Genomic DNA, 15,004 nt, shown 5'->3' with positions numbered 1-15,004 from the left:
GCCGATCCGCACCATGCCTCTTCTGCGACGACGACCGCACCGGCCCCGACCTCATGCGCCACACGGTCGAGGGAGCCAAGGCGGAACCGTCGTGCCACCCGCCACAGACCAGACCGACCACTCCCGGCTGCGCGACACTGCTGGGACGGCTACCAGAGATCAGCCCGACCCGACACAACTCGGCCCGGCACATGCGGGGCTTTCAGCCCCTGCCGCCGAAGTTCCAGGCTTCGATGTCGCGGTAGCGGATCGGTCCCGGGCCCCGGCCGAGGTTGCTTCCGACCAGGTGCAGGCGTTCGGCGTGCCAACGGCGGCCGGTGAACGCGGCGAGTCCGGTGGCGGCCTCCACCGCGCAGGAGGGATCGTTCCGGCGGGAGCGGGCCAGCGTCAGATGGGGGTGCAGCGGCCGGTCCTCAAAGACGACACCGCAATTCTTGACCACGGCGCGCACCTCGGCGGCGAGCACGTGCAGCCCTTCGAGGTCCCCACCGATCCCACTCCACAGCACCCGCTCGCCGAAGTGCCCGCCGCCGTGCAGGGCCAGCTGTACGGGCCGGTGCTGCGCCGCGAGGTCGGCGAGCGGTGGCCGCAGGAGGGGAACGGCCGTAACGGGGAGCTCGCCGAGGAACGCGAGAGTGATGTGCCAGTCCTCGATGCGGTTCCACCGCATGCGCGGGTACGCGTCGTAGGCGGGCCGCAGCTCCCGTGCCAGCTCCTCTTTCGCATCGTCGGGCGGGGCGAGGGCGATGAACACACGAATGGTCGAGACCTGAATCTGTTCGTTCACGAGAGACTTCGTACCGTGCCTCGGGTGGTTCAGTCATCTTCTGTTCCGTACTCGCAGTGTGGCCTGCACCACGCCTCTCCGGCATCTCACCCGGCGCCCCCTCCCGCCTTCGCTGCCTGTGACCGGGGGAGCCGGCACGTCCCCGGTGAACCCCGGTCCTGTGGGTCCGGTCAACGGCCAGACTCGCCCGCGACGGCGGAGAGCGGCAGCCGTCCGGGTTGGCAGCCGTCTCGTCCATGGTTGCCGTCGTTATCAAAGAGCGCGGGCGTTGCCGCGCCATCCAGTGACTGGCCCGCGCGAGCGGCCTCGCCCCTCAGTGGCTAGAACCCTCGCAGGGGGCAGCGCGGCGCCGCGGTCCCTCCACTCCGAGACGCTGACCGGGGGCAGTCGTCGTGTCGCTCCGTGCCGATTCACCCGGTCGGCGTAACAGAGGCGTCATCGGTGTCGGCCGTTGCCTTTCACCCTGAACAGCGCCTGGCGCGGTCCCTTGCACACCGTGATGCCTGTCGGACGTGACGCTGCCGCCGGATATGCCCTGCTCAGCGGGGTCGGGAAGGGACATCCGCCGACAGCCCGACTTGACATGGCACGGCCCCTGCCGCCGGTAGCAAATTTCCTTCCCCTTCAACACGCCAAAATCTGCTCTGGCCGGAGTAGACATTGGATGGTGGTGTGGTTATGGTTTCTCTCGTAGCCGAGATCAAGCAAGGCCCGGCAGAGATGAACTGCCGGGCAGCAGTATGCAGTTGGCGTGGCGGTGCAGTGGTGGAGTTCGGAAGCCGGGTTGTTGCGGGATGGCGACGGGACTGACGACTGGACCGGGTGGCTCGCAGTGTTCAGGGGCCGCCAAGGCAGTTTCCGTAGGTGCAGTGCAGCAGTACCAGCAGCAGTGCAGTACTCAGTGGTCTCTCAGTGAAGGCGTCGGCTGCGGGCGCGCGTGCTGGGAGGTCCGGCAGTGGGGTTCCAAGCCGGTGAAGACGCAGGATGGGCGACGGGGCTGGCTGCCGGACGAAGTGGCTCTCTATCGCCACGAGTAGTTGGCAACACCAGCAGTACTCAGCGGTTGCAGTACAGCGCTTTACCCGCAGTGCGCAGTGTCAGCAGTTCCCCGCAGTACCAGTAGTGGCAGTACCGGTTTGACAAGTAGTCGATTCCAGAGGGAAGAACGGAGGAGTGGAGCGCCATCAGGATCGCCCGGGCGGCGGAAAGAGCCCGGGTACCGCAAGACCTCAGATTGGCAGGTGGTCTCCGGTCACGCACCGCGATCCCCGCACCCTTGCCCAGACGTTCCTCGGGGCAGGCCTGCGGACACAGTAGGCCGGCGCAGTATTACAGCCGGCAGATGGTGTTGTTATTCCTTCGGGGCCTTGGTGCCGTACGGCACCAAGGCCCCTCCACGCGTTCCGTTCCCCCTCACGCCTGATTCCCAGTGGGGTGCTCTGACGGCAGAGGGTTCCCGAGGCCGCCTCGATGGCAACGACTCGACTTGTCGAACACCCGCCCACCGCGCCGTAGAAGCTGCACGCGCCGTCGCAGCGGACGCGCCGCCCGCCCTCGATGTCCGGTGGGTAGACGATCACCGCAGAGCGGGGGAGAGGTTTCGTGCGTCCCAGCATTCCCCGGCGTGGGCGCGGACCGGCAGTCGGCTGGCGCCGTGCCGCGCTCAATCAACCACGCGGGCGGGCCGGGCACCGGCCCCCACGGAAGCGAGGACCGCGAACCCACCGCCGCCCGGCCCGGGCGGAGCGTGCCGCGAGGGGCACCACGATCCAGGGTGACGACCTGCCGGCCGGCTCACCAAGCCTGGCCGAAGACTGGGAGGCCGCCTGGTACTACGCCTGCTACCCGCCGCTGGCCCGGCGGGGGGACACTGCCGGCCGTGCCCCTTACTGTGGCGGGCATGGGCTATGGCGTGTACATCGCCTGGCGTACGCCGTGGTGGAGAGGGTGAGCTGATCACCACGCAGGAGTGGGCGGTCGTCCCTGCCGACTCCGACCTGGAGATGGTTCAGGGCTAAGGGATGACGTGCTCGTCATGGCGGTGGATGTGGACGGTCGGTTCCAGACCCGGGTCCTCGTCGCGGGCTGGCCGTGTAACCACAGTGTGCAACCGTCTTCACCGGGCTGCTGGTTGTGGTCGGCGACGGCGACGGGCCAGATATTCCGGGCGTTGTGTCGGCGAAACCGACCGGCCATGACACACTCAGAACTCATCTGTCGGTGGTCGAGGTCCGCCACGGTTGCCGAGGTGCCCGACGACGCGCTGCTGCGGGTGCTCACCCACCGTCTCCCGGGCGAGTCGGCCTATTCGGATCCGAACGTGAACCCGCGTGAACCGCCGGGAAGCGCGACGCTTCACAACGCCGGTACTCGGAACGTCCAAGCAAACCAACGCTGGCTGGGAGTTCGTAATGGCGCGGATGGTCCTGCGTGACAAGACCGCGAAGAATCCTGGAGGGCAGGTTTCCGGAAAACCTCCCCTGTCTGCGCTCGGCCGGGTGCTGGCCATGATGCTGGCCTTCGTGGGGGCGGTGGCCTTTGCGGTGGTGCTGGCCCGGCTGACTCTGGAACCCTCGGCAGCTTCCGTACAGTTGACGCACAGTAACCTGCGCCCTGGTGACTCCATCCGTGCTTATCTCGAGCAGCCCCTGTCTCGTGACACGGTCAAGCAGCTCGGCGGCAATATCGTGTTGGGGATACCGTTCGGTGTGCTGCTGCCGGTACTGGTGCCCCGAACGCGAGGACTCCTCCGCGTGGCGGCAGCCACCGCTCTCGTGATGATCCTCGTCGAACTCGTCCAAGGCGCCCTCATCACCGGGCGCGCCTTCGACATCGATGATGTTCTGCTCAACACTACGGGTGCCCTCATCGGTTATCTGCTGATCGGCCTCTGGCTTGGCCGCGCAGTGCATCCCCGACGCCGGCACTGGTGGCACCGGTTCACCAAACGCGAGATGAGTTCTACGGACCCGGCATAGGTCAATCCTCGGTGCGGGAATCGCCGCTGCGGCAGGTGGCTTGCCGCCTCTGCGCCGACGTCGGCCACCTCGCTTTTCCGCGTCCGCGGAAGCGAGTGGATGCGTAGCCGACGGGGGCAGGGGGAGCACCACGGCCGGCCCCCGCGAACCGCATCCGCGCCTGCCCTTCGCAGCGTGGTCACCAGCCTCCCGAACTGGCGAGAGGCTCGGCCCGGTAAACGGGGCTATCCAGGACGGCTCCGACGCCGTGATCACATCAGCGTGATCATTGCACTGGGCGAAAGCCTCACCCGCAGGTGGGAGGTGGCGCTTCAAGAACACCCAGTCCAGGACCATCGTTCTTTTTTGGAGTTCGACGACCCCACCAGCGGGCGCTCCTGGCCCACCGCCAGTTGACTCCGCGCGTCATCGTCAGGGAATCAGGGACCGTCCAAGGCGGCCCACGCCCCATCGGCATCCGGGCGGATCTCTACGTAGCGAAGGGCATGCCCGCTGGAGGAGTCCACTGCTCAAGGGCGCGCCGAGAAGGCGCCTGTGCCGGACGTCGTGCGGTGGAATGTCTCCGGCTGCCGCGACGACAGCGTGCGGTCAGGACCTCGAAGGTTCAACGCAGCAGCACTGATGCTGCCATCGCACCGGGGCTGGCTTCCGGACGGGGCATGGGTAGATGTGTGGGCGGCGAGGTGTTCTATGAGACCGCGTTCGGAGGCTCGGTGTAAGAGCCTGTCGTGGGGGAGCCGGCCGGGGTGTAGTAGACGGAGCGCCCCTGCTTGGAGCGCTCGAGGAGCCCGCGGGCGACACCCTGTTCGAGGGTGTTGCGGATGACTGCTGCCTGCACCGTGCGCTCAGGATGGGCCGCGCTCACCATGTCTGTGACTTCGGCTGCGGACTTGGGTTCTGTCTGACCGGTGATGACAGCGGTGACAAGCTCACGCCAGGAAGGACCCTCGGTCTTCTTCGGAGTCCGGGCCTTCGCGGCGGCCTCCCGCGTCCGGGAAGTCTTACCGGTTTCCGACTTGAGTGCTGCGGTCTTCTCCTCCTCCGGAGAGCCACTGCGCGCGGCAGGCACTGATGTACGCCTCGTACCACGCTTCGCGACCTGAGTAGTCGCAGACTCCGCCGCGATACCCAAAGCCTCCTGCATCTTCAGGAGAACCTTCTCGTTGTCCTCCAGCTGGCTCAGTTCCTCCTGCAGCCGCTGCAGTTCGGTCCGCGTCTGCTCCTGCGCAGCCTGGTTCGCTGAGAGATCGCCGGCGATCTGCTGCGCGTAATCGGCCTTGATATGAGCCGCGCTGGTTGCTGTGGTCATGGGTTCCTCGCCATCTTTCGTGTTGATGCGTGTGATGCGATGGTACGCAGTGCGGGTGCCTGCAACGCCGAACCGCGTACCCAGAACCGGTGGCGGTAGTCGGGCCAGGCGGCTGGGTGCGCATCGCGTGCCTATTGGCCGGAGAGCACTTGTTCGGTAGCTGTCGCATTCCTTTCAGCACGCGGCGTGGCGGGGGCTGGTGTTCCTACAGGTACACCGCCTACTCCGCCCTGAGACAGGGAGTTTGGCTGACGTCAACGAACTCATGCAAGCGGCACTGCAAGACCCACTGCACGGGGGCCACGGCGGCGGGGTCCCGCACCATCGAGGCAAGCGGGATGACGGGCGTCGAATTCCGCATCAACACGTCGTTGCCGTTCGTGCCGGTGAGGTTCGTTGAATGCGTCCTGCCGGTGCACGCGAACATGCTCACGACGTCGCGCGCGATGACGGGATCGGGGCCACCGCCCATCCGTTGGTCAGCGAGACGGGCTGTCCTACGGTTTCGGCGGTACGGCGGACGCGGGCAGGTCGAGAACACGGGCGAGGGCGGTGGAGACGGCGGCGGAGTGGTCAGGCAGGTGCTTGGAAATCCAGGCTGCTGCCAGCGCGAGGAAGCCGGCCAGGTCGCGCTCGGCGTCGGCGAGCAGGTGGCGGAACTCGGTCACGGACAGTTCGATCACCCGGCTGTCACTCTGCTCGGCCTCGACGGTGAGCCGGATGGTGTCGCCGACGCGTTCGGCAACGGACGACTGGGGGTCGTGGCCGAACCAGAGCGCGCTGTCCCCGTCGAAGAACTGGTGCCAGTCGCGCCAGTCCTCCAGCCCGTCGCAGCAGCCGGGCACGAAGCTGATGCCTGTGGAATGGTCCGTGACGCGCAGGCCACCGGATGCGTAGAGGTTGTCGCAGGTCAGCAGCCCGTGCAGGAATCCACCAAGCGGGTCGGCCGGCCGAGGCGGGCAGCCGCCATCCTGATCGGGGTCGACGTCATTCCAGCCGACGATACTCATCACCGCCGTCCCGACTTGGGCGGGTGAGAGCTCACCGCTGAGTGGCAGGAAGCTGAACGGCTCAACTTCGGCGACAGGCCAGAGGTCGAAGCCGTCGGCGTTGTATATCTCCAGGACGGGCTGCATCACGATCACCTGGTGAAGTGTTCCGCACCCCCGCCCCTGTCGCCTCCCGATTGCACCGAGCATCCTCGTCCCCGCCAAGCCTGAACCAACAAGGGAAGCTGAGTCCCTTCGGTTGTGCCTCCCTGAGCACATGCCAGGTGCGTGCCGACAACTGAACTCACGGATGAACTCACGGAATCACAAGATCCCCGTCAGAGACGAAAACGTGAATGCTCACAAGAACCCGCTCTACTCGGACTCACTGGTGAGGCAGGCGTGGCAGAGGCATCCGTCCGGGTGTCTGATGACTCGACGCCCTTGCGTGGGGACGTCGTATGCCTGTCCGCGTGCAGCTTGAAGTGGCGGCCGCAGTGGATCGTGTCTCGTTTGGTGACCGAGCACCATGGGCTTCAGGGCTTGGCTGTCGTGGGTAGCAGGGTGAGAGGGGCGTCGCGCGACAGACGCCGGATTCCGGGTGCGCGGTACAGCAGCGCGAGGGCCCCGCCCGCGCGCCGACCACGATCAGCGGCTCCAGCCACAGGCCGGTGACGTCCTCCCCGTACAACGCGCCCAGCAGGCTGAGCATGCCCATGACCAGCGCGACGAGTACGAGCGACAGCGCGGTGACGCCCACAGCACCACCGCAGCCACCTCCAGGACCCGGCCGAACGCCGTGGGGCTCGGGTTCGGGGTTGCTGTGTGCGTGTCGGACTCCCTGGTGCTGACCTTCGGTGACGTGATCAGTCTGGGAGACGGGCGTGGGCAAGGGCTGAATACGCGTACTCAGATCGTGGCGGCGGCCGCATGCTCAAACTGGTGACGGCCAGGCCCGGCGCATCGCGTAGCGGGTCATACGTCGAGGGACTCGCGTTCCTGTCACCGAACGCGGAGCGGAGCACGGCGGTAGGGGCGCCGACACGGGCGATGGGGCAGAATCCCGCGCTGTGATGATCACCGCTCTCGAACTCAACCGGGCGACCCTCAGCCGCCAGCTGCTGCTGGAGCGTGAGCCGCTGACCGTCCCCGACGGGCTGCGGCGCGTGGTCGCGCTTCAGGCGCAGCACCCGGCCTCGCCGTACGTGGCGCTGTGGAACCGGCTCGCCGGTTTCGATCCCGCCGAGCTGGACGCCGCCTACACCGGACGCTCGGTGGCCAAGGCGACCCTGATGCGCATCACCCTGCACACGGTGCACGCCGAGGACTATCCGGTCTTCCGCGCGGCGATGCAGCCCACCCTGTACGCCTCCCGGCTCGGCTTCCGCTTCGCGGCCACGGGGCTGACCCCCGCGGATGCCGACGAACTGGTGCCGGAGCTGCTGGCCTTCACCCGCCGGCCGCGCACCTCGTCGCAGATGCGGGCGTGGGTGGAGGAGCGGGTCGGCGCCGAGAGGAAGGACGGGGCGTGGTGGGGGCTGAAGGCGTACGCGCCGCTGCACCACGCCCCGACGGACGCGCCGTGGTCCTTCAGCCTCCGGCCGTCCTTCCTCACGGCCGGGACGGGGCACCTCCCCGCCGGGCGGGCGGTGGAGCCCCAGGCGCTGCGGACCCTGATCCTGCGCTACCTGGCGGGGTTCGGGCCCGCGTCGGTGGCGGACGTGGCGCAGTTCGCCATGGTGCGGCGGGCAGACGTCCGCGAGGCGCTCGGCGCTCTGGACAGCGCCGTTGAGCAGCTCCGGGGACCGGACGGCGATACCTTGTTCGACCTCCCGGGCGCTCCCCGGCCGCCCGCGGAAACCCCCGCCCCGCCCCGGCTGATGGCGATGTGGGACAGCGTTCTGCTGGCCTACGCCGATCGCGGTCGGGTGATACCCCCGGCCTACCGTCCTCTGGTGATCCGGAGGAACGGCGATGTACTGCCCACCCTGCTGGTGGACGGCCATGTCGCCGGTGTGTGGCGCCAGGTGGACGGGCTCATCGAGGCGACGGCTTTCCGTCCGCTGTCACCCGCCGTCTGGGACGGGCTCGCCGCGGAGGCTCAGCGACTGGCCGCGCTGCTCGGCGACCGCGAGGCGGCGGTCTACGGCCGCCACCACCACTGGTGGGCGAAGCTCCCCGAGGCCGAGGTGCGGCTGCTGTGACCGGCCGTTCTCCCGCCCGGACTTCCGTGGCACGTGGTGGAGAATGCCGCCTTCGGGGCGGAAGACCTCGTAACGGCGGCGGTTGAGTGCCGTTGTAGCGATTCCGTTCCCTCGCAGGCCTTCTGACCTGCGAGGGCGGCTCCGCATACTGACGCCGTGACTGACATCGTCAAGTACCTGCCCCAGGCCGCGATACCCGCGGGCGGCGCCTCTGTCTGGGAGGCCGAGGACGCCCGGCGCTGGCTCGGCGCACGTGCTCCGGCGGCCTTCGCGCCCATTCTCGGCGGCTGGGTCCTCGCGCCGCCGGTCCTCCTCGCGGTCATCCTGCTCGGATGGAACGGCCCCGAGATCCCGGAGGTCGGTACGGCGTGGGCGGGCTACCCCGCGGCGGTGCTCCTGCTCGTCCTGCCCGCCTGGTACCGCTTCCTGCCGGTCGCCACTGCCGTATCCGTGCCGGTGATCGCGCTCGACGCGGCGCTCGGGCTGTACGGATCGGAACCGGGCGACCGGGCGGGCCGGGCGGGCGCGTGGCTGGTCCTGGGCCTCTGCACCCTGGCCCTCACCGGCGTCCTGCTGCGCCTGCGGGCACGGCGGCGCCAGCGGGCCCTCTTCCTCGCCGCGGCCGGCGCCGCCCGCCACCCGGTCCCCAAGAACCTTCCGAGGGGCCACCACCGCCGCGGCCTCCGGCTGAACCTCACCGGTACGGCGCTTTGTGTCGCCGCCGCCGCCTTCCTGTTCTGGGGCCTGGAGCGGGACCTGGAGGCGGCGGGCAACGGGGCTCCGTACGACGCCACCGGCCAGCAGGTCGTGGCCCTGCTGCTGCTCGCCCCCGGTACCCCGCTCCTCGGCCGCGGCATCGCGGCATGGTGGGCCGCCCGGCGGCTGCACCGCGGGCCGCAGCCCGTCCTGCGCGTCGGAGTCCGGCACGACACGCTCACGGACTGCGACTGGCTCTTCGCGGACGCCCGGATCACCACCGCCGAGCCCCTGGTCGGCTTCCGCGACCGGTTCGACGACCGCAGCGGCCCCGACGGGCGGATCCTCGTCGGCGGGCCGACGAAGGCGCTGCGCGAGGAGCACCACGACATCAACGAGAGGCGCGAGCCGTACGAGGCGATCATGTACGGGCTGCCCTGTGAGGGGGCCGAGGTCATCGTCGAGTTCGCCGTCTACCGGAGCTACACCGAGATCGTCTCCAGCGTCACGGCGGCTCCGCTGCTGGCCGTCCGCCGCCCCGGGCTGCGGCTGAGGGAGTGGAGTCCGGCCCGTACCTCGTACGCGTTGCAGCGCGAGGCCGACGAGGAGCGCGACCGCGAGCGCCGCGAGGAGGAGGCCGCCCGCCGTCGGGAGAGTTCCGGCAGCTCCAGCTGCGGCTCCTCCGGCGGCTGCGGTTCCTCCAGCAGCTGTGGCAGCGGCTGCGGTGGCGGGGGAGGCTGCGGCGGCGACTGAACAGGGGCTCTCCCGCCAGGCCGCGGTGGGCCGAGGCGACGGGTTCGCGGCGCGGGCGGCGCGGCGGTGTTCGGCGTTGACGCGCTGGGCTGTCGGGCCTGATACCGCACCGACCTACTGTGTACGCAGGCCTGCCCCGAGGAACGTCTGGGCGAGGGTGTGGGGATCGCGGTGTATGACCGGAAGCCATCTGCCTCTCTGAGGTCCTGCGGTACCCGGGCTCGTTCCCGCCGCCCGCCGTCGGCGGGGTCGCGGTCGATGCCGGCGAGCATGGCGGTGACGAACTCCTCGCGGGTCACGTGCCCGTCGCCGTCGGTGTCCGTGGTGGTGCACAGGTGCTTCCACCAGGTCTCGAAGGCCTCGTAGACCTGTGCTTCGCGCTCGGCGGACAGGTGCAGGGCCGGCAGACGTTGTGCGCCTGGCCTGGAGGTCGGCGCTGCCGACGCGGCCGTCTCCGGTCTGGTTCAGGACTTGGCGGAACAAGGCCCGCAGGCGGGCCGGGCGGCTGTCGCCGGCCTTGCTTCGCCGGGGTGCGGGAAGCCGGCCCCGGCCGGCAGCCGGATCGGGACGCCGCCGGGTACCGGTGGCGGAGGGCCGCGTCGCGGGAACGCCGTCCACCGGGGTGCGGTAGCGCCAGTGCTCGGGCAGCGCGTACATCAGCGTTCGCATGCCGCGGTGCAGCGTGAAGGAGACCAGGGTCGCGCGTCGGGTACGGGGCAGATCGAAGCGTTCCTGGAAGGACTCGGGGAGGCCGGCGAGGGTCAGGGAGCGCAGCGTATGGGCGGCGTATGGGCGGCGTATGGGCGGCGACGGCGCGCAGAAGCGGCCAGGCCGGCTTCAGGCGGCCGAAGCGGCGGGGTGCCGGCGCTTCGCGGAGCATGTCGAACAGGAGTAGCGCACGCGCTCGTTGTATTCGAGGCGCTCACGGATGGCGCGCGGTCCATGTAGGCGGGCACATCCGCCGCCGTGGCCGGGGGAACAGCTCGTCGGGCAGGGCGAATTCCGCGCACACGGTGCGGAATTCGCCGTAGATCTGTTGCCCACACGCGCACCGTGGCGTGGGATCGGCGGTCTGCGGGACCAGCAGCCGCCATTACGTCTCCTCAAGGAAGGGAAGCGGAAGGGGCACCGGGGACGACCGGAGAGAGACGACGCGGTATCCGCAGAACTCGACGCGCGAACGGGGGAGAGGGACCGGACCCGGTCGCTGAATTCAGCCGTCCGGGAGACGACCGCCCACCTGACGCGAAGGGCCGGCGATGTGTCGCGTCGCCCGCATCGTCAACGCATCCCGCACGCCCCGCCGCCCGCTCCGCGGCGGGGGGCGACAGCCCCGCGTCCTCACTCGACGACGAGGTCCGCCCGGGCCCGCCCCGGTGCGATCAGGCGGGCGTTCGCCTCGTCCGACCGGGCCACCCACGCCACCGCGTACGCCGCTTCCTTGCCGTGGCGGACATGGCGGTCGACGAGCCGCCGCACCCGGGTCTCCTCGTCGGGCGCCAGGAACCAGACCTCGTCCAGCAGCGGCCGCACCGCTGCCCACTCCCCCTCCTCGTACAGCAGGTAGTTCCCCTCGGCGATCACCAACGGAACGCCCGGGTGCACCGGGATGCTCCCGGCGACGGGTTCCTCCAGTGAGCGCTCGAAGGCCGGCGCGTAGACCACGCCGGAGGCGGGACCGACCAGCCGGTGCAGCAGGGCCGCGTATCCGGCGGCGTCGAAGGTGTCCGGCGCGCCTTTGCGGTCGGCCCGTCCCAGGCGTACCAGCTCGGCCTGGGCGAGATGGAAGCCGTCCATCGGGACGACGACGGCCGACTCCGGCCCCAGCGCCCGAGCGAGGCGGGCGGCCAGGGTGGACTTCCCGGCGCCGGGCGGCCCCGCGATCCCGAGGACGCGCCGCCCGCCCGACGCCGCCAGCGCGCGGGCCCGCCGGTGCAGCTCTTCGAACTCCATCCCCACATCCTGCACGAGCCGGCGGACCGGGCTCGATCCCGGCCTCCGTGTGATGCGGACGGGGCCCACGGCGGTGTCGTCCTCAGTGGGTGAAGAGTTGCCGCGCGGAGGGTGTCCGTCGGCGAGGGCGGCTGGCGGGGCCGCAGGGCCGCAGCCGCCGGTATGGCGGGTATGGCGGGTATGGCGGTGGCGGAACTGCTGTCCAACGGGGTCGCGAAAGAGCTCGTCGAGCGGCGCGGCCTCCTGAGGAGTGGATCCCGCACGACGACGTCGAGGACCGGCCCGACAGCTCGTCCTTCCCTTCCGGGCATACCGCCGCGATCGGCGTCGCGGCCGCCGCGCTGGTCCGGATGGTTCCCCGTCGCCTGATCCGCAGCGTGGGATGACCACGAGTGGCGGGCGGGTGACCGACGGGCCGCTGGGTATGCGCGCCGTGAGAGAAGCGTGCACATTCAACGAGGTGGGTCTGCCACGAAGGTTCGTTCCCGCATCCCCGTACCCGAGAAGGCCATCGACAGCGTCAAAGCCGGCGTGGCCGAGTTCAAGGAGAAAGCACACCGATGAGCAATCAGCCGCAGGGCAATGAATCCGCGCCTACTCCAGAAGAGCTGCGCGAGCAGGTCGAGTCCACCCGCCAGGATCTCGGCCGGACCGTGGAGGCGCTGGCGGCCAAGGCCGACGTCAAGGCGCAGACCAGGGAGAAGGCGGCCGAGATCAAGGAGCAGGCCGCCGAGAGGGCCACCCTCGTCACCGACCAGCTCCGTGAGGAGGCAGCGCGGGCCGCTCAGCTGGTCAAGGACAAGACACCCGATCCGGTCCTCGACAAGGCAGCCCACGCCGCGGCACAGGTACGCGACACCGCGACCCGCGCCGGACAGCTCGCCGCCGAGAAGACCCCGGACCCGGTCCTCGACAAAGCCCGTCAGGCGGCGACCGCGGCGCGGGGCAACCACACCACGCTGCTCGCCACGGCCGCGGCGCTCGTTGTCCTCCTGTTGCTGCGTCGCAGTCGGCGGCGTCGGTGAAGGCATCCAAGATGGCCTACAAGCCGGTCGGCCTGGTGCTCGGCGCCACGAGCGGCATGATCGCCGGGACGGCCTTCAAGCAGGTATGGAAGATGATCGCCCACGACGACGACGCCCCTTGCGCCACCGACGAGAACCGCACCTGGCAGGAGGTCCTGCTCGCCGCAGCGCTGCAAGGCGCCGTCTTCGCCGTCGTCAAGGCCGCGGTCGACCGGGCAGGAGCCGCCACCACCCGGCGCCTTACCGGCACCTGGCCCGGCTGAACCGAGCCAGGCGGCGTCGGCCCGTGCCCGAGGACCGGCGTCGCCAGGCCCGCAGCCCGAAACCATGGCAGGACGTCGTGGCCACGGGCCGCAATGCCCTCCCCGCCACCACACTCACCCCCCACCGCGACGGGGAGCGCCGGCACATACCGGTCCGGTGCTCTGGGCACACGAGATGTCATGCACGGACAACACGCGCATCCCACGAGCAGCACTCTGTTCGGCTCGGCCCCCACAGCCCTGACACCCCCGCCCGGCCAAGTCGGCGGCAAGCACTCACGCCGCCGCCGGATCGCCGGCCGACTCCGCCGCCGGATCCTCGCGTACCGGGCGATCGAGTTCCTGTCCACGCACATCCCTGACGCCTCCGGCCCCGGCGACGAATGCCTGCTCTTCGTCCACGTGCGCCAGGTCGTCGGCCAGGTCCACTACCGGATCTGCTCCAACTGCGCCCAGGGCGTCATCACCGTCGTCGTCATCGACGAGCGCTTCCACGGCACAGGCCTGGGCACACGCGCGCTTTCGCACCTGCGTTCCCGCCACCCCGGAATCGCCTGGTTCAGCACGCTGAGCATGCGCACCACACGGGATGTCCTGTGCCGCATGCGCATTCCCACCATCACCTCCTCCGACATGCCCTGTCCCCATGCACGCCGGCCACGGTCCCACCCGGCACACACCACCGTCTGACCCTGTCTCGGCGACCGCGGGCTCGCCCAGCAATCATCGAATGCCGGCAGGCAGCCAGGGCAGGGGCGCGGCGCCGACCCGCGTGTCCGTGCGGTCCTCGGGGACGCCGTCTTCCTTTCGGACGTGCCGGCCATCAGCGGGCTGGACGACCGGACCTCTTCCCACGGCGTTCTGGAACAGGCGCATGCCCGAGCCGCGGTCATGACAGGAGGGGCGCGTGGCCTCCGTTCGGGCAGAATCCGCAGCCACCGGTATGACCCACCGGCTCTGGGCAGGAGACCGTGCATGGAAACCACACAGATCCATTCCGCCGCCACGTCCGCGACTCCGCTCCGTGCCGTCGCACTCGTCTGTACCCTCTCCCCTTCCCCCGCCCCCTCCAGCTCGCAACTGCTGGCCGAGCAGACCATGGCCGCCCTCGGCGAGCACGGGGTGACCGGCAAGGTGATCCGGGTCGCGGACCACGACGTCAAGCCCGGCGTGAAGACCGACATGGGCGGCGGTGACGCCTGGCCCGAGATCCGCGACACCATCCTCGGCTCCGACATCCTCATCCTCTCGACCCCGATCTGGCTGGGGCACGCCTCCAGCATCGCCCAGCGGGTCTTGGAGCGCCTGGACGCCGAACTGGGCGAGAGCGACGACGACGGCCGAATGCTCACCTACGGCAAGGTCGCCGGAGTCTGCGTGGTCGGCAACGAGGACGGCGCGCACAAGGCCGGCGCCGACCTGTTCCAGGGCCTCAACGACGTGGGGTTCACCCTGCCGGCGAACGCCGTCACCTACTGGGTGGGCGAGGCCATGCAGGGCACCGACTACCAGGACCTCGACAAGACCCCCCACAAGACCGCCGCCACCACCTCCACCCTCGCCGCCAACGCCGCGCACCTCGCCCGCCGCCTCAAGGCCTCGGCGTATCCCCGATGAGTTCTCAAAGGTCACCACATCGGAGCTCCCGCAGTCCCGCAGCGAGCCGATGATCTGCTGGCCGCTGTCGTTCGACGACAGGCCCCGACCGGCTTTCGGCGAGGAGGCGGTCCAGCCGCCCGTCCAGATCCCCGGCTCCGGCCGCCGCCGTGTTCACGAGATGGCCGAGCGGGTGTTCGGCAGGCACATGGGGCGCTGACCTGCCGCGCCGAGCCGCTCCGGCGGGCGCCCCGGGCCGCATCCTTCAGGCGGCGCCCCTGTCCACTCCCGCCCAGCGTGCTGAGCCGCGTCCGCCGGTATCCGCGAAAGCATGGAAACCGCGGGCGGCGCCCGGTGTTGGCGCATGGGGCCCTCAGGGGCGGGTAGCCGCGCCACCAGACGTCCTGAAGGACGACCCGCATCTGAGGACGCGGGGCTGCCGACGCCATGG

Annotated in this window: 11 protein-coding genes and 2 pseudogenes; 7 read left to right on the top strand and 6 right to left on the bottom strand. The window is 69.9% G+C overall.

The window, feature by feature from the left end:
- Positions 1–202: 202 nt before the first annotated feature.
- Positions 203–787 (bottom strand): RNA 2',3'-cyclic phosphodiesterase, encoded by a 585-nt coding sequence (gene thpR / locus ACWDYJ_RS18925; RefSeq protein WP_451566695.1) that lies wholly within the window; start codon positions 785–787, stop codon positions 203–205.
- Positions 788–3,207: 2,420 nt separating this feature from the next.
- Between thpR and ACWDYJ_RS18920 the strand changes: the two genes are divergently transcribed.
- Positions 3,208–3,765, top strand: coding sequence for a VanZ family protein (locus tag ACWDYJ_RS18920; protein WP_451566709.1), 558 nt, complete (start codon positions 3,208–3,210; stop codon positions 3,763–3,765).
- Between the two features lie 107 nt (positions 3,766–3,872).
- Here ACWDYJ_RS18920 and ACWDYJ_RS18915 read toward each other — a convergent pair.
- The 4 genes and pseudogenes from ACWDYJ_RS18915 to ACWDYJ_RS18900 form a co-directional block, all read right to left on the bottom strand.
- Positions 3,873–4,080: pseudogene (locus ACWDYJ_RS18915) on the bottom strand (hypothetical protein); the annotation flags it as partial.
- Positions 4,081–4,453: 373 nt separating this feature from the next.
- Positions 4,454–5,074 carry a hypothetical protein gene (locus ACWDYJ_RS18910; protein ID WP_451566694.1) on the bottom strand — a complete coding sequence of 207 codons (621 nt, stop codon included), beginning with the start codon at positions 5,072–5,074 and terminating at the stop codon, positions 4,454–4,456.
- A 497-nt stretch (positions 5,075–5,571) separates the two neighbouring features.
- Positions 5,572–6,210 carry a hypothetical protein gene (locus tag ACWDYJ_RS18905; protein ID WP_451566708.1) on the bottom strand — a complete coding sequence of 213 codons (639 nt, stop codon included), beginning with the start codon at positions 6,208–6,210 and terminating at the stop codon, positions 5,572–5,574.
- Positions 6,211–6,488: 278 nt separating this feature from the next.
- Positions 6,489–6,621, bottom strand: a pseudogene (locus tag ACWDYJ_RS18900) (IS5/IS1182 family transposase); the annotation flags it as partial.
- A gap of 515 nt (positions 6,622–7,136) precedes the next feature.
- On the opposite strand from ACWDYJ_RS18900, the gene ACWDYJ_RS18895 reads away from it, so the two are divergent.
- Positions 7,137–8,267: a winged helix DNA-binding domain-containing protein gene (locus ACWDYJ_RS18895; RefSeq protein WP_451566707.1), complete on the top strand. Its 1,131-nt coding sequence runs from the start codon at positions 7,137–7,139 to the stop codon at positions 8,265–8,267.
- 156 nt (positions 8,268–8,423) lie between these two features.
- On the top strand, positions 8,424–9,716 hold the full coding sequence (locus tag ACWDYJ_RS18890) for a hypothetical protein (protein WP_451566693.1): 1,293 nt from the start codon (positions 8,424–8,426) through the stop codon (positions 9,714–9,716).
- A gap of 1,341 nt (positions 9,717–11,057) precedes the next feature.
- On the opposite strand, the gene ACWDYJ_RS18885 is transcribed toward ACWDYJ_RS18890, so the two are convergent.
- Positions 11,058–11,669, bottom strand: a complete 612-nt coding sequence (locus ACWDYJ_RS18885; protein WP_451566692.1) for a nucleoside/nucleotide kinase family protein — start codon at positions 11,667–11,669, stop codon at positions 11,058–11,060.
- Between the two features lie 560 nt (positions 11,670–12,229).
- Between ACWDYJ_RS18885 and ACWDYJ_RS18880 the strand changes: the two genes are divergently transcribed.
- The 4 genes from ACWDYJ_RS18880 (at position 12,230) to ACWDYJ_RS18865 (ending at position 14,574) form a co-directional block, all read left to right on the top strand.
- Complete coding sequence (locus ACWDYJ_RS18880) at positions 12,230–12,694, top strand: DUF3618 domain-containing protein (protein WP_451566691.1); 465 nt, start codon at positions 12,230–12,232, stop codon at positions 12,692–12,694.
- Positions 12,691–12,957 carry a DUF4235 domain-containing protein gene (locus ACWDYJ_RS18875; protein WP_451566690.1) on the top strand — a complete coding sequence of 89 codons (267 nt, stop codon included), beginning with the start codon at positions 12,691–12,693 and terminating at the stop codon, positions 12,955–12,957. Before ACWDYJ_RS18880 ends, ACWDYJ_RS18875 begins: the two co-directional genes overlap by 4 nt.
- Before the next feature lie 180 nt (positions 12,958–13,137).
- On the top strand, positions 13,138–13,647 hold the full coding sequence (locus ACWDYJ_RS18870) for a hypothetical protein (protein ID WP_451566689.1): 510 nt from the start codon (positions 13,138–13,140) through the stop codon (positions 13,645–13,647).
- A gap of 285 nt (positions 13,648–13,932) precedes the next feature.
- A complete protein-coding gene (locus ACWDYJ_RS18865) occupies positions 13,933–14,574 on the top strand; it encodes a flavodoxin family protein (RefSeq protein WP_451566688.1) in 642 nt (213 codons plus the stop codon).
- Positions 14,575–15,004 lie beyond the last annotated feature (430 nt).

The organism is Streptomyces sp. NPDC003042 (genome assembly GCF_053591315.1).
Note: the sequence above shows the minus strand (reverse complement) of the source record. Positions and strands in the feature narration are given on the sequence as shown.